This is a genomic window from Aeromonas molluscorum 848 (genome assembly GCF_000388115.1).
In the GTDB taxonomy this organism is placed as follows: Bacteria; Pseudomonadota; Gammaproteobacteria; order Enterobacterales; family Aeromonadaceae; genus Aeromonas; species Aeromonas molluscorum.
Genome location: NZ_AQGQ01000063.1, coordinates 1 through 20,536, shown reverse-complemented (window position 1 = coordinate 20,536; position 20,536 = coordinate 1). Strand labels below are relative to the sequence as shown.

Sequence of the window (20,536 nt, the reverse complement as noted above, 5' to 3'; positions counted from 1 at the left end):
AAGGCCAAAGCGAGAAAGGCCGCGCAAGAAGAAGCTGCTCCCGCAGCAGAGCCAGCACCACCCAGTGCCACCAGCAGTGAGTCTGCCCCCCGACACTGCGGATCCCAAGAAGGCTGCCATTGCCGCCGCCATCGCCCGCGCCAAGGCCAAGAAAGCCGAACGGGACACCATTTCCGACAGCAAGATGGATACCTGAGTCATGTTCAATATTGCCAGTGCCCCCTTTGCCCATAACCGCAAGCAGACCCAGACCCTGATGCTGCTGGTTATTCTGGCCTGCGTGCCCGGACTGGCCGCCCAGCTCTGGTTCTTCGGCTGGGGCTCGCTGATCCAGATAGCCCTGGCCGCTGTCATGGCGCTTGGCTGCGAGGCGCTGGTACTGCGCCTGCGGGCTCGCCCCATCAAGCCAGCCTTGCTCGATGGCAGTGCTCTGCTTACCGCCGTGTTGATAGGGATAGCGCTGCCTCCCCTGCTGCCCTGGTGGATGACCCTGGTCGCGACCGCCTTTGCCATCATCATCGCCAAGCACCTCTATGGTGGTCTGGGTCAGAACCTGTTCAACCCTGCCATGGTGGCCTATGTGCTGCTGCTGGTCTCCTTCCCGGTGCAGATGACCAGCTGGCTGCCGCCCGAGAGCATTCGCGCCTACGGCATCGGCTTTGGTGACGCCGTCTCGACCATCTTTACCGGTTTTAGCCTGGACGGCTACAGCATGGCCCAGCTCAAGCAGGGGGTGGATGGCCTCACCATGGCGACGCCACTCGATACCCTCAAGACGGGGTTGGGCCAGGGACTGACCGCCAGTGAAGTCATGAGCCATGCGGTGTTCGAGGGCTGGGGCGGTATCGGCTGGAGCTGGGTCAATCTGGGTTATCTGCTGGGCGGCCTCTTCTTGTTGCAACAGAAGGTGATTGCCTGGCGGATCCCGGTCGCCGTGCTGGCCAGCCTGTTTGGCGCCGCGACCCTGGGCTATCTCATCAGCCCCGACGTCACCGCCACTCCCATGTTCCACCTGTTCAGCGGCGCCACCATGCTGGGGGCGTTCTTCATCGCCACCGATCCGGTCAGCGCCTCCACCACGGCGCGGGGCCGCCTCGTCTATGGTGCCCTCATCGGTGTGCTTATCTACCTCATTCGCCGCTTCGGGGGCTACCCGGACGCCATCGCCTTCGCCGTGCTGCTGGCCAACCTTTGCGTCCCCATGATTGACAGCCTGACTCGTCCCAAATCTTATGGAGAGCGCCGCAAATGATCCGCACTTTCCACGCCGTTCCAGGCGTGCCGCCATGCCAGCCGGTACGCCCCAAATCGGCCTCGCCCTGGCATGATTTGCCATGCTCGCCCCTCATGTCCGATGGGGAGGCTTGCCAATGAGCCGCTGCCCACGTGCCGTTCAAGGAGTGCCAATATGTTAACCAGCATGCGCAAGAATGGCCTCACTCTGGCTCTCTTTGCCCTAGTCTGCACCAGTCTGGTGGTGGCGACCCATCTGCTCACTCAAGACAAGATTGCCCATCAGCAACAAAGAGAGCAGCTCGCCACCTTGAATGAGCTGATCCCCCCCGGGCAGTTATGACAACGATCTGGTGGCCAGCTGCAAGCAGGTGACCAGCCCCCTGCTTGGTAGCGAGCAGGCCATGCCGCTCTACACCGCCATTTTGGCAGGCAAGGTGACCGGCTATGCCCTGGAGACTGTCGCCCCCGATGGCTACAGCGGCGCCATCCGCCTCATCGTCGGCACCGATGCCTCGGGCAAGGTGAGCGGGGTTCGGGTGTTGGCGCACAGGGAGACCCCGGGGCTGGGAGACAAGATTGAGCTGAAGAAGTCGAACTGGATCTTGAGCTTCAATGGTCACAGCCTGACCGGAGACAATGCCAATAGCTGGGCAGTCAAAAAGGATGGCGGTGATTTTGATGCCTTCACCGGTGCGACCATCACCCCCAGAGCCGTGGTGAAGGCGGTTGCCAACCTGCTGCGTTTGCAACAGACTCACCCCGAGGTGCTGGCAGATGCCCCCTCTTGTGAACGTGCCGGAGAGAGCCAATGAGCGACGAGAAGCAAAGTAGCGAAGTCAAGGAGCTGATGCTCCAGGGGCTCTGGAAGAACAACCCCTCCCTGGTCCAGGTGCTGGGGCTCTGCCCGACCCTGGCGGTCTCCTCCACCTTCACCAATGCCCTGGGACTGGGGCTGGCCACCATGGCGGTGCTGATAGGCTCAAACCTGGCGGTTTCCCTGGTTCGTCACTGGGTACCCCGCGATATTCGCATCCCCATCTATGTGATGATCATCGCCTCCTTGGTGACCTGCGTGCAGCTGCTGATGAATGCCTATACCTATGGCCTCTATCAGGCGCTCGGCATCTTCATCGCCCTCATCGTCACCAACTGCGTCATCATAGGGCGGGCCGAGGCCTATGCCTCCAAGCAGCCTCCCCTGCTGGCGGTTCTCGATGGCCTGATGATGGGGTTGGGTTTCACGCTGGTACTGTTACTGCTCGGCGCCATGCGCGAGATCATCGGCATGGGCACCTTGTTTGATGGTGCCGACCTGCTGCTCGGCGACTGGGCCAAGTCCCTGCGCATCGAAATCTTCGCCCCCGGTTCGGCCTTGCTGCTGGCCATCTTGCCGCCCGGCGGCTTTATCGGCCTGGGGCTGCTCATCGCCGCCAAGAATGGCATCAATGACTGGCTAGGCCGCAAGCAGGTGGCAGAGAAGGCCCATTGCAGCGTGCCGGCACCGGGCGCCCGCGCCACCGAGTTATAAATACAACCCGCATGTGAGCGAGAGATGAATAACGAGAAACGCCGCCAGATCCTGGCGCGGCTGCGCGAACACAATCCGTCGCCCAAGACCGAGCTCAACTACAGCACCCCCTTCGAGTTGCTCATCGCGGTGCTGCTCTCGGCCCAGGCGACAGATGTCGGGGTCAACAAGGCGACCGACAAACTCTATCCGGTTGCCAATACACCGGCCAGCATACTGGCGCTCGGGGTCGATGGCCTCAAGCAGTACATCAAGACCATAGGCCTGTTCAACACCAAGGCCGAGAATGTCATCAAGACCTGCGCCATGTTGCTGGAACGTCATGGCGGCGAAGTACCCGAGAACCGCGAGGCCCTCGAGGCCCTGCCGGGGGTGGGCCGCAAAACCGCCAATGTGGTGCTCAATACCGCCTTTGGCTGGCCGACCATCGCCGTGGACACCCATATTTTTCGGGTCTCTAATCGCACGGGGTTCGCGCCAGGCAAGAATGTGGATCAGGTGGAGGAGAAGCTGCTCAAGGTGGTCCCCGCCGAGTTCAAGCTGGATGTCCATCACTGGCTGATCCTGCATGGACGCTACACCTGTCTCGCTCGCAAGCCGCGCTGCGGCTCCTGTATCATTGAAGACTTGTGTGAGTACAAAGAAAAAATCTACCCGGAGAACTGAGCAATGAGAATTCTGCATACCATGCTGCGCGTTGGCGATCTGCAACGCTCCATCGATTTCTACACCCGCGTACTGGGCATGACGCTGCTGCGCAAGAGCGAGAACAGCCAGTACAAGTACACCCTGGCCTTCGTCGGTTATGGGGATGAGAAGGATGAGGCCGTCATCGAGCTGACCTACAACTGGGGTGTCAGCGAGTATGAGCTTGGCTCGGCCTACGGTCACATCGCTCTGGAAGCCGACGACATCTATGCTACCTGCGAGGCACTGCGCGCCGCGGGTGCCAAGATCACCCGCGAGCCGGGTCCCGTCATGGGTGGCAGCACCGTCATCGCCTTCGTCGAAGACCCCGATGGCTACAAGATTGAGCTAATCGCCAAGAAAGATGCTGGTCACGGTCTGGGCGAGAGCGTCTGATCGTCCAGGGCTGGCTGCCGGGACGATAACAAAAGGGGGGAGCCATTGGCTCCCCCTCTGCTATTGATAAACCGCCATGTCACAGCAAGCTAGGCTGTCCGTCGAGGAATACCAGCCGCTTGCCCGCCTGATTGGGGGCAACGAAGGGCAACTCGTTGCTGTTGACCACATAGATGCCGTTTTTAAACTGGAAGATAGGCACCGTTGGCAAGGCGCGGGGCACCAGCAGATCCCCCAGGTCGCTGCGTACCGTCAGCACGGTATAACGTCCCGGGGAGAGACCCAGTATGGGGCCAAACTCGCGGCCATCGGCCTCACGTACCGCTTTTACGTAGACGCTGAACTCCTCATAACCCGGCACCAGACACTCGTGGGTATAGGCGCCAATGCTGATCGTCGTCACCAGCAGAGGAGCTTGATAGTCATGGCACGTCAGGCCAGCAAGGTTGCCGGAACGCAGCAGGGGCTGCAGGCGGATGGGCTCCTGGCTCACATCGGCAAGGGGTTCGCGGATCTGGTACTGCTCAAGCAGGACGCGGCGCACCACCTCGGCATCATCATAGGCTTCGCCATCCCGCAGGGGCGCCGTTACCACGCTGGCACGGGTCAGCGGATAGGCCTGCACCAGGGAGCCGGGCAGCATGATACCCTTGCCCTCTTGCTCGCTGAGGCTGACTTGTTCGCGATAGGGGTTGTCACGGATCAGATTAGGGTAGCCACCATAGGCGGTGACGTTCCAGGCCCAGCTCATGGTGGGTTCCTGGACATAAGGACCCTGTTGGTCGGGGGTATTGGCGCAACCAGTCAGTGCCAGGGTACATACCAAGCCTGCTAGGGCTGTCAGTTTCATCATCTGGGGGTATCTCTCATCGCATCATGGCGCCAGCATCCCTTATCCGGCACCCGTGAGTCCCAAACTAACAAAAATCAGATGGCTCCGCTACGTCCCATGCTGATCACGACCCGCCGGTTCTTGGCTCGACCCTCTTCAGTCTCGTTAGAAGCGACATGTTGCTTCTCCCCCATGGCCTTCCACCGAGATTTTCCCCTCTTCTATCCCCAAATCGAGGAACACCTTCTTGATGGCATCGGCGCGTTTTTCGGAGAGCTTCTGGTTCGGCCAGCGTCCGCCATAGCTGTCGCTGTAGGCGTCGATCACCACCACATCAATGGTCGCTGTCCGCCTTGATGAACTCGCTGATCATGGCAAGCCGGCGCTTGGAGGAAGCCGACAGGCTGTCGCTGTTCTTGTCATAGGTGAGCACGCTAAAGGCGATGTCATTGAAGCTGTACGGCAAGAGGCCGTTCAGGCAATCCATGAAGGCCTGGTACTTGACCCTGAAGTTAACGTTGGAGAGCGACACCCGTACCGCCCGGTTCTGACGATACCAGTCCCGGTACTGAAAGGTGGGCATGCGACCATTTTCAAGCTCGTCGAGCATGGTCCAGGCCGTTTGGCCATCGACCAGGCCGTCAAATTGTTTGAAGAAGCGGAGCTGGCTGATATCTCGCCCGGCGAGGCCCGGACGCCAGTTGGGAGGCATGCTGCCCAGACTCACCGTCTGGGTCTGCGCCTGCTGACGCAGCCCTTTGAGTTCAAAATCAAGATTTATCTTGCGCCCGGCCCGGCTCACAAAGGCACCGGTGCCCCAGCTCGGGATGGGGTGTTCGAGACGACACTCGACCTGGCTGTCTGCGGTCAGGCGCCAGACGGATTGATCCAGGCCGGCGCCAAACTCGGTCACCCCCGCCTGCAAGTGCATGCTCACCGACATGCTGATCAATCCCAAGGTCCACGCCTTCACTCGCCTCTCCTCTGCCAGGTCCGCGCCCATGTCACACGGACACCTTTCATCTTTCTCAAGCCTGTATCGGCATCCGCCGGACAAGCTTTAGGGAGCAGGCGGCAATTCTTTGCCGCTCGAGACCAGAGGGGCGGGCATGGGTCATGGGCAACCTTGAGCGCCTGTCACCCGGGAGCGACCAGATCAGCGGCTGAGTCTGCGGCATGGGCAACCTAGTTGACCTGTCACCCGGGCGCGACAAATGGAGGCTGATTTGCCATAATGCCGCCTCACTTCAAGCCGACCGAGATCCCATGACCGACGCTGTTAACACTCTCAAAGGCCGTTTCCGTGGCTTTTACCCCGTCGTCATCGATGTTGAAACCGCTGGATTCAATGCCAAGACAGATGCCCTGCTCGAAATCGCCGCCTACACCCTCAAGATGGACGAGGCTGGCTGGCTGGTGCCCGACCAGGTCTTTCACTTCCACGTTGCCCCCTTCGAAGGCGCCAACCTGGAGAAGGCAGCCCTCGACTTTACCGGCATAGATCCCTACAACCCGCTGCGCGGTGCCGTGGACGAGAAGGAAGCACTCACCGAGATCTTCAAGGGGATCCGCAAGGGCATGAAGGAGCAGGATTGCAACCGCGCCATCGTCGTGGCCCACAATGCGCCCTTTGATCACGGTTTCGTGATGGCCGCCGCCGAACGTGCGGGCCTCAAGCGCAATCCCTTCCACCCCTTTGCCACCTTCGACACTGCCGCCCTCTCGGGTTTGGCGCTGGGTCAGACGGTCTTGGCCAAGGCGTGTCAGACCGCCCGCATTCCCTTCGATAACAAGGAGGCGCACTCGGCCCTCTATGACACTGAGCGCACCACGCTGCTGTTCTGTCATATCGTCAATCGCTGGAAGGCGCTGGGGGGTTGGCCTCTGCTGGAAAGCGATGAAGCCGTGGACGAGGCGACGGAGCAAGACGTGGCCTCCGAACAGTAGTCATCTATTGCCTTGCGAGAAGGGCTGCCACGGCAGCCCTTCTTTGATATCCGTTCGCGGAAGTGACTGACAGAGCCATTTATATGAATTTTTACTCGACTTTTGTCCCGTTTTTCGCAAACTAACGCCCTTTCACACGCCAGACAACAACACATCATTATAAGGAAGTCACATGAATCCTGTTGTTATCGCAGTCTCGCTGATGCTCGTGCTCAGCCTGCTGCGGATCAATGTGGTCGTCTCATTGTCGGTCAGCGCCATCGTCGGCGGCCTGGTCGGGGGCCTGTCGCTCTCCGATACCCTCAGTACCTTCAGCGGTGGCTTGGGTGGCGGCGCCGAGATAGCCCTCTCCTACGCCATGCTGGGGGCCTTCGCGGTCGCCATCTCCCGCTCGGGCATCACGGATCTGCTGGCTCGCAAGGTGATCAGTCAACTCGGCAAGGATGCGAGCCAATCGCGGATGCTCTGGGTCAAGACCCTGTTGCTGACCTCAGTGCTGGCGGTGTCCATCTCCTCCCAGAACCTGATCCCGGTCCACATCGCCTTCATCCCCATACTGATACCGCCACTCTTGCACGTCATGGCGCAGATGAAGATGGACAGACGCCAGGTGGCCTGCGTCATCACCTTCGGTCTGACCGCGACCTATATGCTGCTGCCGGTCGGCTTTGGTGGCATCTTCCTCAACAATATCCTTGCCAAGAACCTGATGGATAACGGTGTGACCCTGGTCAATAGCCAGATCCCCCAAGCCATGGCGCTGCCGGTATTTGGCATGTTCCTCGGTCTGCTGGTTGCCGTCTTCATTAGCTATCGCAAGCCGCGCCAGTATGATCTGGCCAAGATCCTGGCCGCCGAGCCCGAATCCGTCGAGCTGAACCTGACCCACATCTGGGTCGCCCTGCTCGCCATCGCCGTGGCGCTGGGGCTGCAGCTCTACACCGACAGCATCGTCCTGGGCGCCCTGACCGGGTTCATCATCTTCACCTGCGGTGGCGTCATCAAGTTTCGCGAGAGTCAGGATGCCTTCACCCAGGGCGTGCGCATGATGTCCCTCATCGGCTTCATCATGATCTCCGCCGCCGGTTTCGCCGCCGTGATGAAGGAGACCCAAGGGGTCGAGAGCCTGGTGCAATCTGTTGCCAACCTGATCGGCCACAACAAAGGGGTCGCCGCTTTCCTGATGTTGCTGGTTGGCTTGCTCATCACCATGGGGATAGGCTCCTCCTTCTCCACAGTGCCCATCATTGCGACCATCTACGTGCCGCTCTGTCTGCAATTTGGCTTCTCCCCCATGGCGACCATCGCTCTGATAGGTACAGCCGGCGCCTTGGGTGATGCGGGCTCCCCCGCCTCCGACTCGACCCTGGGGCCCACCTCTGGCCTCAATACCGACGGCCAGCACGACCACATCTGGGACTCCGTGGTACCCACCTTCATTCATTACAACATCCCGCTGATCCTGTTTGGCTGGATTGCCGCCATGGTGCTGTAACAGGTTCCCCGGCGTCATCGTTAAGTAGACAAGCCCTCGCTCCACGAGGGCTTTTTACTGGGCGCGGGCTAGCGCCGGCCAGCAGGTCAGTGGCTCAGCCCGCGAGATGGGCGATGGCCTATATACTTCAACTGACCAACAAGGAGCTAACCCATGAAACCTGCATATTGGCTGATTGCCCTGCTGTTTAGCACCAGTGCCCTGGCGTTCCACTGCCCGATCGACATGAAACAGATAGACGATGCCCTGGCGGCAGGCCCGGCGCTCAATGCCGAGCAGCTCGCCGAGGTCAAAGCACTCAGGGCCGAAGGCGAAACCCTGCACAAGGCCGGGCGTCATCAGGAGTCCGTCGATACCCTGGACAGGGCCAAGGCGCTGCTCGGCATCGACAAGACCTGAGCCACCTTGCCCTGAAAATCAGGCCGAACCGACGATCCGGCCCTGTCCCTACCCCATAGGTAGAGAGCAAAAGCCCCCGCCACGGCGAGGGCTTTTTCATGATGGCGCCAGGAGCCGATGCCTTGGCCCGGTGACCATATTGACGCAGCTATCGCGTCTTGCAGCCTGCGAGAGCTTGATCTTAGACCCGACCGCTATAGACCAGGGTGCGGTAGTTGAAGGCTATCTGGCCATCGACGGCGCAACGGGCAAACTCGTGGCGAATAAGCGCCGTCAGCCCCTCATAAGCCTCGCTGCCGATGGCGGGCGCATAGGAGGAGGAGTTGAGCCGCCCCAGAACACCTTCAAGGTCGAACATCTGGCAATTATCGAAGCAATCTAGCCGATACTCTCCCTCGAAGAAGGCGTCGAAGTCGGCCTCGCCAAGGTTGCGATGATTGACCTCCTCATAGTCGCCGGAATAGGCACGCAACCCCGCCTCATAGGCCTTGAGAAACGGGGTGTCGGTCAGCCTGTCGTTCCAGATGAGGGCAACCCGGCCACCTGGCTTCAACACTCGGCGACACTCGGCCTTGAAGGCGGCCCGGTCAAACCAGTGAAAGGCCTGGGCCACGGCAACCAGATCCAGACTGGTATCGGCCAGACCGGTTGCCTCCGCACTCCCTGCCTGCCAGCAGATATTGCTTGCCCCGGCCAGCAACGCCTCGGCGGCGGCGCGCATGTCAGCATTGGGCTCCAGCGCCCAGACTCGGTTCACCCGCGGCGCAAGTTCCGCCGTCAATATGCCGGTACCCGCCCCTACATCGGCCACCACGGCGTCTTGTCCCATGCCGAGGCACTGCGTCAGAAAATCCAGCATGGCCGCCGGATAACCGGGGCGATACTTCACATAAGCCTCAACCCGGGCCGAGAATCGTTGGGTACTGTCCATTACATGCTCCTCTTGCATGATTGCCTCCGGGAGACACAGGGTCAGGCCGTGATGACATGACCCCGTTGCCTGGCGCCTATCGGCTCGGATTCCCATCCTTGGCAGCATCCAGCCAAGTCACCGCCCATCAACCGCTCTACTCGGTCAGCCAATCGATGGCCGCCGCCTCGTCATCAAAGGCCTTCACCTCACCCGAGATAAACCAGTTGCCGACCTGGGCGGCGAGAGTCTGCCAGCCCGGCTGACCATAGAGGGCTATCTTGCCAAACTCGCTGCCATGCCTGAGCCCCAGCTTGAGATCGTCCCAGGCGGCGCGCAGCTCCCACCCCTCCAGCTCGCGGGCATCGAGCAGCACCCTCATCCCCCTGCCCTCGACCCGGCTCAGCGCCGCCTCCAGCATGGGGGTGATGGCCAGATAATCCTCATGGCTCAGTCTGCCAACCGCCTTGATTGAAATAAAGGAGACATCATTCACCCGGGCCAGGCCCAGGGTCAGCCCATGTTGTTGCATTCTCATCACCTATCCTCCGATGGCTATCCGCCGCCTCATCCAGGCGCCCATGATGTCAGTCTAATCCGCGCAGGGAGAGACAGACATCACCCAGGACCTGACCACCTCTCCCTGGGCGAAAAGGCGAGATAAGTCATGATTGCTTGTCTCTCACTCCCCTTCAGTCCGCCCAACGCTGACAACATCGGCCAACCCTGCGCGATAAAGAGGGCTTTTAGTCGAACCTAGCGCGGCGCAGCAATAGCATGCCCATGATCAGACCCCTGACTCAAATCCTGTCTATGCACCATAAAAAAACGGACTTGGCCTGGGCCAAGTCCGTTGTCGTCAGCGAGCCGTCAGGCGCCTCACTCCCCGATATAATCCTCAGTCGGGATGCAGGAGCAGAACAGGTTGCGATCGCCGTAGACATCATCGATGCGATTGACCGAAGGCCACAGCTTGGCAGCACGCACTGCGCTGGACGGGAAGACCGCCTCGGCGCGGGTGTAGGCCCGCTCCCAGCTCTCGTCCATGACGTCATCCTGGGTGTGCGGTGCATTGACCAGAGGGTTGTCGGTCAGGCTCCAGTGGCCGTCCTTCACCTTCTCCATCTCGGCGCGAATGGCGGTCATGGCTTCGATGAAGCGATCCAGCTCGGCCTTGGATTCGGATTCGGTCGGCTCGACCATCAGGGTACCCGCCACCGGGAAGCTCATGGTAGGCGCGTGGAAACCGTAGTCCATCAGGCGCTTGGCTACATCCATTTCGCTGATGCCACAGGCTTCCTTGAGGGGACGAATATCCAGGATGCACTCGTGGGCGACACGGTGGTTGCGACCGGTATAGAGCACGGGGAAGGCTTCGCCCAGCTTCTTGGCCAGATAGTTGGCGTTGAGGATGGCGACCTGGGTCGATTTCTTCAGCCCCTCGTCCCCCAGCATGGCGATATACATCCAGCTGATGGGCAGGATGCTGGCCGAGCCGAACGGCGCGGCTGAGACGGCGCCATTGTCACGGCTGCTCTTGTCGGTCTTGATGACGGAGTGGCCGGCCACGACGAAGGGTGCCAGGTGCTGCTTGACGCCGATGGGGCCCATGCCGGGGCCGCCACCGCCATGGGGTATAGCGAAGGTTTTATGCAGGTTGAGGTGTGACACGTCGGCACCGATGAAGCCTGGGGCGGTGACGCCGACCTGGGCATTCATGTTGGCACCATCCAGATAGACCTGGCCACCATGCTGGTGAACTATGTCGCACACCTCCTTGATGGTCTCCTCGTACACCCCGTGGGTGGAAGGATAGGTGACCATCAGGCAGGAGAGCCTGTCTCCCACTTCCGCCGCCTTGGCGCGCAGATCGTCAAGATCGACGTTACCGGACTTGTCGCAGGCGGTGACGATCACCTTGAGGCTGGCCATCTGGGCGGAGGCCGGGTTGGTACCGTGGGCAGAAGCCGGGATCAGGCAGACATCGCGATGCCCTTCCCCGCGAGACTCGTGGTACTTCTTGATGGCGAGCAGGCCCGCGTATTCACCCTGGGCACCGGAGTTGGGCTGCATGCAGACCGCATCATAACCGGTGATCTTGACCAGCCAGTTCTCCAGATCCGCCAACAGCAGCTGATAGCCTTTAGCCTGCGCGAGCGGGGCGAAGGGGTGCAGCTTGCCAAACTCGGGCCAGGTCACCGGGATCATCTCGGCGGTGGCGTTGAGCTTCATGGTGCAAGAACCGAGCGAGATCATGGCGTAGTTCAGGGCCAGATCCTTGGCCTCGAGACGGTGGATATAGCGCAGCATCTCGGTTTCGGAGTGGTACTTGTTGAACACCTCGTGGGTCAGCACCGCATCGGTGCGCTGCAACTCGGCCGGGATCCCCTGATGAGCCTGCGCCTTGGCATCCAGGGTCTCGATATCCAGACCGTGATCCTTGCCGAGGAAGAGGTCGAACAGCTCGGCCACATCTTCGCGGGTACTGGTTTCAGACAGGGAGACACCAACGGCGCCATCCAGATCGGCGCGCAGGTTGATGTTCATGGCATCGCCACGGGCAACCAGGGCGGCCTTGTCGGCGGTCAGGACGGTGATGGTGTCGAACCAGCTGTCGTGCTTGAGGGTCAGCCCCTTGGCGGTGAGCCCCAGCGCCAGGATGCTGGTCAGGCGGTGCACGCGGTTGGCGATGGTTTTGAGGCCAACCGGGCCGTGATAGACGGCGTAGAAGCTCGCCATGTTGGCCAGCAGCACCTGGGCGGTACAGATGTTGGAGTTGGCCTTCTCGCGGCGGATATGTTGCTCGCGGGTCTGCATGGCCATGCGCAGGGCAGACTTGCCACGGCTGTCCTTGGAGACCCCGATGATGCGGCCCGGCATGGAGCGCTTGTAGGCGTCGCGGGTGGCGAAAAACGCCGCGTGGGGGCCACCGTAGCCCATGGGCACACCGAAGCGCTGGGCGCTGCCCAGCACCACATCGGCACCCAGCTCGCCCGGGGACTTGAGCAGCAGCAGGGAGAGAATGTCGGCACTGACGCAGGCCAGCCCCTTCTGGGCCTGTACTGCCTTGATCAGGGCGCCCAGATCGCTCACCTCACCGGTGGTCGAGGGGTACTGGAACAGGGCACCAAACACCTCCTCGTTCACCGCCTCGGCGGCCGGGGCCACCACCAGCTCGAAGCCGAAATGGACGGCGCGCTCGCGCACCACGTCGATCACCTGGGGGTGAACGTCATCGGCGACGAAGAAGAGATTGGACTTGGACTTGGCCATGCGCTTGGCCAGGGCCATGGCTTCGGCGGCGGCGGTGGCTTCATCGAGCAGGGAGGCGCTCGCCAGATCCATGCCGGTCAAATCGAGCGTCAGCTGCTGGAAGTTGAGCAGGGCTTCGAGGCGGCCCTGAGCCAGTTCCGGCTGATAAGGGGTATAGGCGGTGTACCAACCCGGGTTTTCCAGCACGTTGCGCAAGATGACGTGGGGCACATGGGTGTCGTGATAACCCATGCCGATGTAGCTCTTGGCGATACGGTTCTGAGCGGCGTAGCCCTTGAGCTTGGCCAGTGCCTCGATCTCGGTCATGGGCGCGCCTATCCCGAGCGGGGCATCGCGACGAATGGCGGCGGGGACGGTCTGGCTGATGAGGTCATCCAGACTCTCGGCACCGACTGTGGCCAGCAGGGCGCGCAGTTCGCTCTCGCCCGGGCCTATGTGGCGACGCAGAAAATTGGTTTTTTGCTCGAGTTCAAACAGTGACTGGGTCATTTCCCTATTTCCTAGTAGATATGCCTGATAGAAGGTATTGCCAAGCTGAGGTGCCACTCGGCGGCTCGCAGGCACTTGCCCACGGCGGATAGACAGGATCCCGCACAGGATAAATCCGCGGGATTAGCCAGGGATGCTAGCCAGTCGGCAAGGCTGCGCGCTCCCCCGGCAAAGCCTCCGCGCCATGCAGAGGCTCATAGCAAAAGGCCCTGCACGCGTGCAGGGCCCAGGGCGACATCAATCTTCGTCGACGACGTTCTGGTAGCCGTCAGCGTCCAGCAGATTCGCCAGCTCCTCGGCGTCGTCCAGCTTGATGCGGAACAACCAGCCAGCGCCATAGGGATCGGAGTTGACCAGCTCGGGGCTGCTTTCCAGTTCTTCGTTGACGGCGATGATTTCGCCACTCACCGGGCTGTAAATGTCGGAGGCCGCCTTGACGGACTCGGCCACGGCGCAGTCGTCACCGGCACCGACCTGCTTGCCCACTTCCGGCAAGTCAACGAACACCATGTCACCCAGCAGCTCCTGGGCGTGCTCGGAGATGCCGACCACGGCCTCACCGTTGGCTTCGACACGGATCCACTCGTGGGAAGTGGCATATTTCAGTTCGCTCGGGATATGGCTCATTTGTGCTTCCTTTATTCACTTGAATCATTGAACAGGGTTGACCCGGGGTGGACCCCGAGCCTGAAACGATAAAAGTTATACCAATTTCTGGCCGTTGCGTACAAAGGCCGGCTTGGTCACCTTCACGGTCACCAGCTTCTTGCGAAGCTCAACCTCGGCGGTCTCGCCGATGTCGCGAGGCACCCGCGCCAGTGCAATGGAGAGTCCCAGGGTCGGCGAGAAGGAGCCTGAGGTGATAACCCCGGTGCGTACTTCGCCCTGGGCATTGGTGAAGCTGACCGGCATGCCGGTGCGCAGCACACCCTTCTCTTCCATCAGCAGCCCCACCAGCTTGGGTTGATCCCCGGCGGCCTTCTGGGCTTCCAGGGCCACGCGGCCGATGAAGTCACGATTGCTCGGCTCCCAGGCGATGGTCCAGGCCATGTTGGCGGCCAGCGGGCTGATGCTCTCGTCCATGTCCTGGCCGTAGAGGTTCATGCCCGCCTCGAGGCGCAGGGTGTCGCGAGCCCCCAGACCACAAGGTGCCACGCCCGCGTCGAGCAGAGCCTGCCACAGGTCACAGGCCTGATGCTCTGGCACCACGATTTCGTAACCCTCCTCGCCGGTATAGCCAGTGGTGGCAATGAAGAGATCCCCGGCTTGTACCCCAAAGAAGGGTTTCATGCCCGCGACGGCGGCGTTCTGCTCGGCGCTGAACACCTTGGCGGCCAGCGCCTTGGCCTCTGGCCCCTGCACGGCGATCATCGCCAGGGAGGGTTGTTCGCTGACGGTCACCGCAAAGGCGGCGGCGTGCTGGCGGATCCAGGCCAGATCCTTATCGCGAGTGGCGGAGTTGACCACCATACGATAGAAGCTGTCGTCCAGATAATAGGTAATGAGGTCATCGATAACACCGCCCTCTGGGGTCAGCATGCCGCTGTAAAGCGCCTTGCCCGGGGTGGTGAGTTTGGCCACGTCATTGGCCAGCAGATGTTGCAGGAAGGCTTTCACCCGCTCGCCGGTCAAGTCGACGATGGTCATGTGAGAGACGTCGAACATGCCCGCCTGGGTGCGCACCACATGGTGCTCTTCCAGTTGAGAGCCGTAGTTGATGGGCATCTCCCAGCCATGAAAATCGACCATTTTGGCGCCGGCTTCCAGGTGCTTGGGGTGCAATACGGTAGTCTGGGTCATCGCTGTTTTTCCTTAAAACCTGGGCCTGCACCAACCCGGTTCCCGGGTGGAGCAGGAGGCCACAGGGCCTGGGCTCGCTCCCGACATCGCCATGGGCGCTACGGGACTGGTTCCTTCTATGGCGCGGATTATAAGACAAGCCTGACGGAGCGCCGCTTAAAAAAAACTAATCCACAACATGCTGATAGCGGCCAAACACTATGATAAATACAGAGGAAAAAACAGTATTGGCCGGTACTTTTCAGGGTTAAATTTTGATTTTTACCGTCTCGTCACAATTTACAGGAAAACGTTTCGCCACCTACCCATATTAAAGGCTGATGCCATAAACAAGCACATCAGCCTCTCGGATTACTTTTATTGTAAAAAATGGCGCCTGGGATTAGTTTTTTTCACCCGGCATGCCCCTCAAGGCCTCGCCGTTTTCCACTCTTGTGGCCAGGAGGGGCAATTCTCCCTCCAGTCCCATGGCGCTGCGGATCAGGCTCTGCTTGAGAGGGTTCATGGCGTCGACCGCACTCAGCCCCAACCCTCGTACCAGTTTTTTCAGCGGATGCCCGCCACCAAACAGCCGCTTTAACCCCTCCATGGCCGCCAGCATCCGGCTCGCCTCCGTCTTGCGCCAGCGCTCATAACCGCGCAGCCCGGCCAGGGTGCCGATCTCTTGATCCTTGGCGACATTGGCAAGCAGTGTCTGCGCCAAGGCGGCAGCATCCTGCAGCCCCAGATTGACCCCCTGCCCTGCTAGCGGGTGTATGGTGTGGGCGGCATCCCCGACCAGCACCAGCCGCTCCCGGGCAAAGTCGCGGGCATAACGGGCGGTGAGCGGTATGGCACTGCGGGCACCCTCAACCCGACACAGACCCAGGCGCGCATCGAAGGCGGCGGTGAGCACGCGGTTGAAGCTCTCTTCATCGCACCCTTGCAGCCGTAGCGCTTCATTCGCAGGGAGAGACCAGACGATGGAGCAGAGATCGGGCTGCCAGAGCGGCAAGAAGGCGAGCGGTCCGGCGGGGCTGAAGATCTGCCGGGCCACGGCGCCATGCCCTTCGGCGGTACGCACTGTGGCGACCAGGGCATGATGGCCATAGTCCCAGCTGGTCAGCGGAATATCGGCCTGTTTGCGCACCCAGGAGTGGGCACCATCGGCGGCGACCACCAGCCTGGTCGAGAGGGTGCGGCCATCTTCCAGAGTCAGCAGGGCGCAGGCTTGTCCCTGCTGCAGGCTCTTTGCCCTGGCCGGGGCCAGCAGGTCGATATGGCGAGCCCCCGATATGGCCTCTTGCAGTGCCAGCTGGATGACCCTGTTTTCGACGATGTGGCCAAGCCAGGGCAACCCCAGACTGGCGGCATCAAACTCGATGCGGGCGAAGCTGTCACGCTCCCACACCTGCATCTGCTCATAGCCTTGCAGGCGGCGGGAGAGGATGCCCTCCCAGGCGCCGACCCCGCGCAGGATCTGCTGGCTGGCGAGGCTCAAGGCGCTGACCCTGTTATCCGGCGTCGCGGCCAGCACAGGATCAGGCAACTGCCCTTCGATAATGGCTATCTTGAGTGAGCTCTGCTTGAGCGCCGCAGCGAGTGCCAGGCCCACCATACCGCCCCCCACTATGACCAGATCGTATTGCACCATGCTCTGTTGCACGATGCGCTGCTGCACTATGTCATGCTGCTCCATGGCCTACTCCTTAGTGATTGGGGGGACAAAGCCCAGGGTCTGGCGAGCCAGGGGCCCCTTGAGGCAGCTGGCGCGAGCCATCAGGGAGAGCGCCAGGTTACGGCCGGCCACCAGGGGGCCATGGTCGTTGGAAAAGAGCTGGGCCAGGGCCGAGGTGAGCCAGATGGTTGTCTCTTGATCCCCCTGACGCCCCTGCCAGTAACGACTCAGCACTGGATAGCTGCCAATATCCTCCCCTTGCGCCATGGCGTTGGCCACGGCGTGATAGAGCGCATCGAGGTCACGCATGCCGAGGTTGAAGCCCTGCCCGGCGATGGGATGCAGCAGATGGGCGGCGTTCCCCACCAGCACGGTGCGTTGTCCCAGAGGATAATCGGCAGCGGTGAGCGCCAGCGGATAGCAGTGGCGCGCCCCGGCGCGCAGGAAGCGGCCAAGTCGCCAGCCAAACGCCTGCTGCAAGCGGGCCAGAAAGGCCTCGTCATCCAGACCCATGACGGTGTCAGCCTCGTCCCCCGGCATGCTCCACACCAGGGAGCTACGCCCGTGCTGCATCGGCAGCAGCGCCAGGGGGCCGCCTTGGGTAAAGCGCTCGAAGGCGCGCCCGGCAGGATGCTCGGCGGTTTGTACCGTGGCGATCACCGCGTGCTGACCATAGTCATGACGGCGTACCGGGATCTTGAGCGCTTGGCGCACGAAGGAGTGACCGCCATCGGCCGCGACCAGCAAGGAGGTGGTGATCTGCTCCCCCGTGGCCAGGATCAGCTCGACGGCTTGCTCGCCGGGAGTGACCCCCGTCAGCTGGACCGGGCAGAGCATGCGAATGTTGATCGTCTGCGCGATGGCCTCTTGCAGGACCTGACCGGCGGCGCCAAGCTCAATCACCTGCCCCAGGGATGACAAGCCATATTCAGCTGCCGTCATGCGGGTCTGACCAAGGTGCCCTCGGTCCGAGACGTGGATGTCGGTGATGGGGGTGGCATGGGGGGCCAGTCCCGACCAGAGACCGTGGCGTGCCAGCGCCTCGCAGGTGCCGGCGGCCAGCGCGATGGCACGGGCATCGAAGCCGGGGTGCGCTCCCTGTTCGAGGACACTCGCCTCGAGCAGCACTATCTGCAATGGTTCGCCATCCGGGCGGCGCAGGGCGGCGAGGGAAAGGGCCAACACGGCGCCACTCATGCCGCCACCGACCAGGGTGATGTCGGCCTGCAGGGCAGATGAACGGGCGGAGGCAGTCGGATCAGTGTGAGTCATGGGATGGAGAGAATCCGATAAAACGTGGGGCCATGCTATCACAATTGCCCCCGATGGGATGGGAGGTCACGGGCAAAAATGGCGTCCGCCGCTCAATCTTGCAAACAGACGAGGCAGCCATGGCTGCCTCGTCAATACTGCCCAGTTTGTCCCTGCTCAGTGCAGGGTCGGTGGCGCGTCCGGCGTGTCGGGACGCTTGCCAAACTCTTCGAAGGTCATCATGACCCCAAGTTTGACATGCTCATAGAGCACCAGGAAGGCGACCTCGTTCTCCTCGTCCTCCTGATCGAACTCCTCCGAGACCTGAGTGATGTTGGCAATGTCCTGGATCATCTCCTGCAGCTCCTCGGATGCCTTGGAGAGCTCTTGCTGGACCACGCCAAAGCCCGCCAGGAAGGCCTGGGACCAATCCACCAGCCCATCGATACGCTCGTCCAGGGGCGCATCATCATTGGGCAGCAGCAGCTCGACCCCTTTCTGGGCCATCAGCCCCTCGATGGCGTTCTGGTAGAGCTCCGTCATCACCTGGCGCACCTGGGCTGGCAGACCGAAACCGTCGTTCACCAGATCATTGAAGGGAGCTAACCAGCTCTTGTCATCCAGCGGTACGCCACCGCAGATCAGACCACAGATAACACCGTGGGCCTCCACTGCCGTGGCCATCAGCTCGTGCTGGTCCATGAGGTCGGCCAGGGCCGCATAATTGGGGGGGGTTGTCTTGCTCATCGGGGATCCGCTCAAAGTTCAGTCAAATAGCCGGAATTGATGGTCAAGATCCTAGCATTCTCACCCGCCCAGAGCCAGCAAGGCCTTGAAACTTCTGCATCTGCGCTATATAGTCCCGCCCAGTTGTCCACATGGATAAAGGCGGAAATCACCCCCGCCGTATTGAGGAAGGCATGAGCACAGAGGCCGTAGAAATCGTCGTTTTGGGACGTCCCTACAAGGTATCCTGTCCCCCGGGACAGCAGGATGCCCTGCGCCAGGCCGCCGATCAGTTATCCAGCAAGCTTGTCGAGCTGCGTCAACGTTCCAAGGTCTCCAGCAATGAACAGCTGGCTATCATGGCAGCGCTCAATTTCTGTCATGAGCTCTGCCTTGAAAAAGAGAAGAACCACCAATACTCTGAGACCATGGACAAGCGGATCAAGATGCTGCAACGCACCATAGAAGCAGCCCTGATCGAGCATGGACAGTATGGTGACAATGGCGAAGAGGGCAAAAAGCCTTAACTCGCGACCCGTTTTAAAATTCCCTGGAGTGTTTGTCAGCCGGTTCAAGTCCCCGAGCCGATAATCAAACCAAACAGGGGATCGGCCTTCTGGCTATTGTGCATGCTCGGCTCGACCGAGAAGCCTGCGGTCAGACTCGATCTCCGCCTTGAACCTACGGTTCAAGGGCCCAAACCGGCAACGGCATCTCCGGGGTACCAACAGCAAAAGGCCCGTCATCTTGATGACGGGCCTTTTCTTTTCTCTGTGCTGCCCTGCCTCATTGGCTATCGCATCCCGGCTTCCCCGCAACCTGCGCGGTCACCCCTTTGAACCTGCTCGGGGTCGGTGCTATCCAACATGCCATGCCCGTTGACTCCATCTATTGGACGAGAGGCCGCACGGGCATGGCAACGCAGCGTTATGAGCGCTGCAGCAGATTTTTCGATTGGCGGGAGAGCGTGACCAACACAGGGATTGATTTGGAGGTCGGGGTAAAGGATCCCTCCCCTACGCTATCGATGGGCACCAAGGGGTTGGTTTCTGGGTAGTAGGCGGCAATATTTCCCTGGGGAATGTCATAGAGCACCACGCTAAACCCCGTCACTATCCGTTCCCGGCCATCGTTGCAGATGGCCGCCATGTCCACCCTGGCCCCCTCATCGAGACCGAGGTGCGGGCATCCTGCTCGTTCATGAACACCACGTTGCGCTGACCCTTGATGCCGCGATAGCGATCATCCATGCCATAGATAGTGGTGTTGTACTGATCGTGGGAGCGCAGACTCTGCAGCAGCATCACCGGCTGATCCACCATCTGCTCGGCATGCCGAGTGCACTCGGGCAGCATGGAGACGGGCAGCTGACTGGCTCTGAACTCGGCACTGCCGCTGGCGGTACGCCACATCAACTGCGCGGCCGAGTTGTCCAGGTGAAAACCGCACGGCTGCTGGATGCGCGCATTGAAATCACTGAAGCCGGCGATGGTCTCTTCTATCAAGTCGCGGATGCGGCCGTAATCCTCCCGCAGCGCCAACCAGTCAACCCGCTCGCTCCCCAAAGTGGCATGGGCCATGCGCGCCACTATGTCGGTCTCCGACAGGCAGAGCTCGGACACGGGCTCTGCGACCCCGGTCGAGGCATGTACCATGCTGAAGGTATCCTCCACCGTGATCTTCTGACTGCCACTGCGCTGGATATCGCGTTCGGTGCGACCCAGGCAGGGCAGGATCAACGCCGCTTTTCCTACCTGCAAGTGACTGCGATTGAGTTTGGTGCTGATCTGCACATTGAGTTCTGTGGCTAGCCATGGCGGCATAGGTGAAGGCCGTATCCGGCGCGGCCGCCGCCACGGTTGCCCCCCAGGCAGACCAGCGACCTTGCTCTGCCCTGCATGCAGCGCCTT

18 protein-coding genes, 1 other RNA gene and 3 pseudogenes are annotated in these 20,536 nt (G+C 61.1%); 11 read left to right on the top strand and 11 right to left on the bottom strand.

Annotated features, from left to right (window positions below):
- From G113_RS21500 to gloA, 6 genes and pseudogenes are all read left to right on the top strand, one after another.
- On the top strand, positions 1-196 hold a 196-nt coding region (locus G113_RS21500), incomplete at its 5' end, for a hypothetical protein (protein ID WP_005900973.1).
- A gap of 3 nt (positions 197-199) precedes the next feature.
- Positions 200-1,252: an electron transport complex subunit RsxD gene (gene rsxD / locus G113_RS10520; protein WP_005900970.1), complete on the top strand. Its 1,053-nt coding sequence runs from the start codon at positions 200-202 to the stop codon at positions 1,250-1,252.
- Between the two features lie 156 nt (positions 1,253-1,408).
- Positions 1,409-2,048: pseudogene (gene rsxG, locus G113_RS10515) on the top strand (electron transport complex subunit RsxG).
- Positions 2,045-2,764: an electron transport complex subunit E gene (locus tag G113_RS10510; RefSeq protein ID WP_005900968.1), complete on the top strand. Its 720-nt coding sequence runs from the start codon at positions 2,045-2,047 to the stop codon at positions 2,762-2,764. Before rsxG ends, G113_RS10510 begins: the two are co-directional and overlap by 4 nt.
- 24 nt (positions 2,765-2,788) lie before the next feature.
- Entirely contained in the window at positions 2,789-3,430 is a 642-nt protein-coding gene (gene nth, locus G113_RS10505) for an endonuclease III (protein ID WP_005900966.1), read from the top strand.
- Positions 3,431-3,433: 3 nt separating this feature from the next.
- On the top strand, positions 3,434-3,847 hold the full coding sequence (gene gloA, locus G113_RS10500) for a lactoylglutathione lyase (RefSeq protein WP_005900964.1): 414 nt from the start codon (positions 3,434-3,436) through the stop codon (positions 3,845-3,847).
- A gap of 79 nt (positions 3,848-3,926) precedes the next feature.
- Here the strand turns inward: gloA and G113_RS10495 are convergent, their stop codons facing one another.
- Both G113_RS10495 and G113_RS10490 read right to left on the bottom strand, forming a co-directional pair.
- On the bottom strand, positions 3,927-4,700 hold the full coding sequence (locus G113_RS10495; protein WP_005900961.1) for a hypothetical protein: 774 nt from the start codon (positions 4,698-4,700) through the stop codon (positions 3,927-3,929).
- Positions 4,701-4,774: 74 nt separating this feature from the next.
- A pseudogene (locus G113_RS10490) lies at positions 4,775-5,652 on the bottom strand (flagellar protein MotY).
- 293 nt (positions 5,653-5,945) lie between these two features.
- Between G113_RS10490 and rnt the strand changes: the two are divergent.
- The 3 genes from rnt (at position 5,946) to G113_RS10475 (ending at position 8,520) form a co-directional block, all read left to right on the top strand.
- The gene (gene rnt / locus G113_RS10485) at positions 5,946-6,626 is read left to right on the top strand and encodes a ribonuclease T (RefSeq protein ID WP_005900959.1); all 681 of its coding nucleotides are present in this window, start codon (positions 5,946-5,948) and stop codon (positions 6,624-6,626) included.
- A 172-nt stretch (positions 6,627-6,798) separates the two neighbouring features.
- Positions 6,799-8,121 carry a Na+/H+ antiporter family protein gene (locus tag G113_RS10480; protein ID WP_005900957.1) on the top strand — a complete coding sequence of 441 codons (1,323 nt, stop codon included), beginning with the start codon at positions 6,799-6,801 and terminating at the stop codon, positions 8,119-8,121.
- A 153-nt stretch (positions 8,122-8,274) separates the two neighbouring features.
- On the top strand, positions 8,275-8,520 hold the full coding sequence (locus G113_RS10475) for a hypothetical protein (RefSeq protein ID WP_005900956.1): 246 nt from the start codon (positions 8,275-8,277) through the stop codon (positions 8,518-8,520).
- 181 nt (positions 8,521-8,701) lie between these two features.
- Here G113_RS10475 and G113_RS10470 read toward each other — a convergent pair whose 3' ends face one another.
- The 8 genes from G113_RS10470 to G113_RS10435 all read right to left on the bottom strand — a co-directional run bounded on the left by G113_RS10470 (position 8,702) and on the right by G113_RS10435 (position 18,647).
- Positions 8,702-9,451: a class I SAM-dependent methyltransferase gene (locus G113_RS10470; RefSeq protein ID WP_005900953.1), complete on the bottom strand. Its 750-nt coding sequence runs from the start codon at positions 9,449-9,451 to the stop codon at positions 8,702-8,704.
- A gap of 136 nt (positions 9,452-9,587) precedes the next feature.
- Positions 9,588-9,968: a SpoIIAA family protein gene (locus G113_RS10465; RefSeq protein WP_083940378.1), complete on the bottom strand. Its 381-nt coding sequence runs from the start codon at positions 9,966-9,968 to the stop codon at positions 9,588-9,590.
- Between the two features lie 341 nt (positions 9,969-10,309).
- Positions 10,310-13,192 carry an aminomethyl-transferring glycine dehydrogenase gene (gene gcvP, locus G113_RS10460; RefSeq protein WP_005900949.1) on the bottom strand — a complete coding sequence of 961 codons (2,883 nt, stop codon included), beginning with the start codon at positions 13,190-13,192 and terminating at the stop codon, positions 10,310-10,312.
- A 237-nt stretch (positions 13,193-13,429) separates the two neighbouring features.
- Entirely contained in the window at positions 13,430-13,819 is a 390-nt protein-coding gene (gene gcvH / locus G113_RS10455; RefSeq protein ID WP_005900948.1) for a glycine cleavage system protein GcvH, read from the bottom strand.
- Positions 13,820-13,894: 75 nt separating this feature from the next.
- Positions 13,895-14,992 (bottom strand): glycine cleavage system aminomethyltransferase GcvT, encoded by a 1,098-nt coding sequence (gene gcvT, locus G113_RS10450; protein ID WP_005900946.1) that lies wholly within the window; start codon positions 14,990-14,992, stop codon positions 13,895-13,897.
- A 382-nt stretch (positions 14,993-15,374) separates the two neighbouring features.
- Positions 15,375-16,670, bottom strand: coding sequence for an FAD-dependent 2-octaprenylphenol hydroxylase (locus tag G113_RS10445; protein WP_005900944.1), 1,296 nt, complete (start codon positions 16,668-16,670; stop codon positions 15,375-15,377).
- Positions 16,671-16,673: 3 nt separating this feature from the next.
- Entirely contained in the window at positions 16,674-17,921 is a 1,248-nt protein-coding gene (gene ubiH / locus G113_RS10440; protein WP_005900943.1) for a 2-octaprenyl-6-methoxyphenyl hydroxylase, read from the bottom strand.
- A gap of 156 nt (positions 17,922-18,077) precedes the next feature.
- On the bottom strand, positions 18,078-18,647 hold the full coding sequence (locus G113_RS10435) for a UPF0149 family protein (protein WP_005900940.1): 570 nt from the start codon (positions 18,645-18,647) through the stop codon (positions 18,078-18,080).
- A gap of 173 nt (positions 18,648-18,820) precedes the next feature.
- Here G113_RS10435 and zapA point away from each other — a divergent pair, with 173 nt between their 5' ends.
- Entirely contained in the window at positions 18,821-19,153 is a 333-nt protein-coding gene (zapA, locus tag G113_RS10430; protein WP_005900938.1) for a cell division protein ZapA, read from the top strand.
- 17 nt (positions 19,154-19,170) lie between these two features.
- Positions 19,171-19,353: non-coding RNA, 6S RNA (gene ssrS, locus G113_RS20575), on the top strand.
- A gap of 200 nt (positions 19,354-19,553) precedes the next feature.
- On the opposite strand, the pseudogene G113_RS10425 reads toward ssrS, so the two are convergent.
- Positions 19,554-20,536: pseudogene (locus G113_RS10425) on the bottom strand (molybdopterin dinucleotide binding domain-containing protein); the annotation flags it as partial.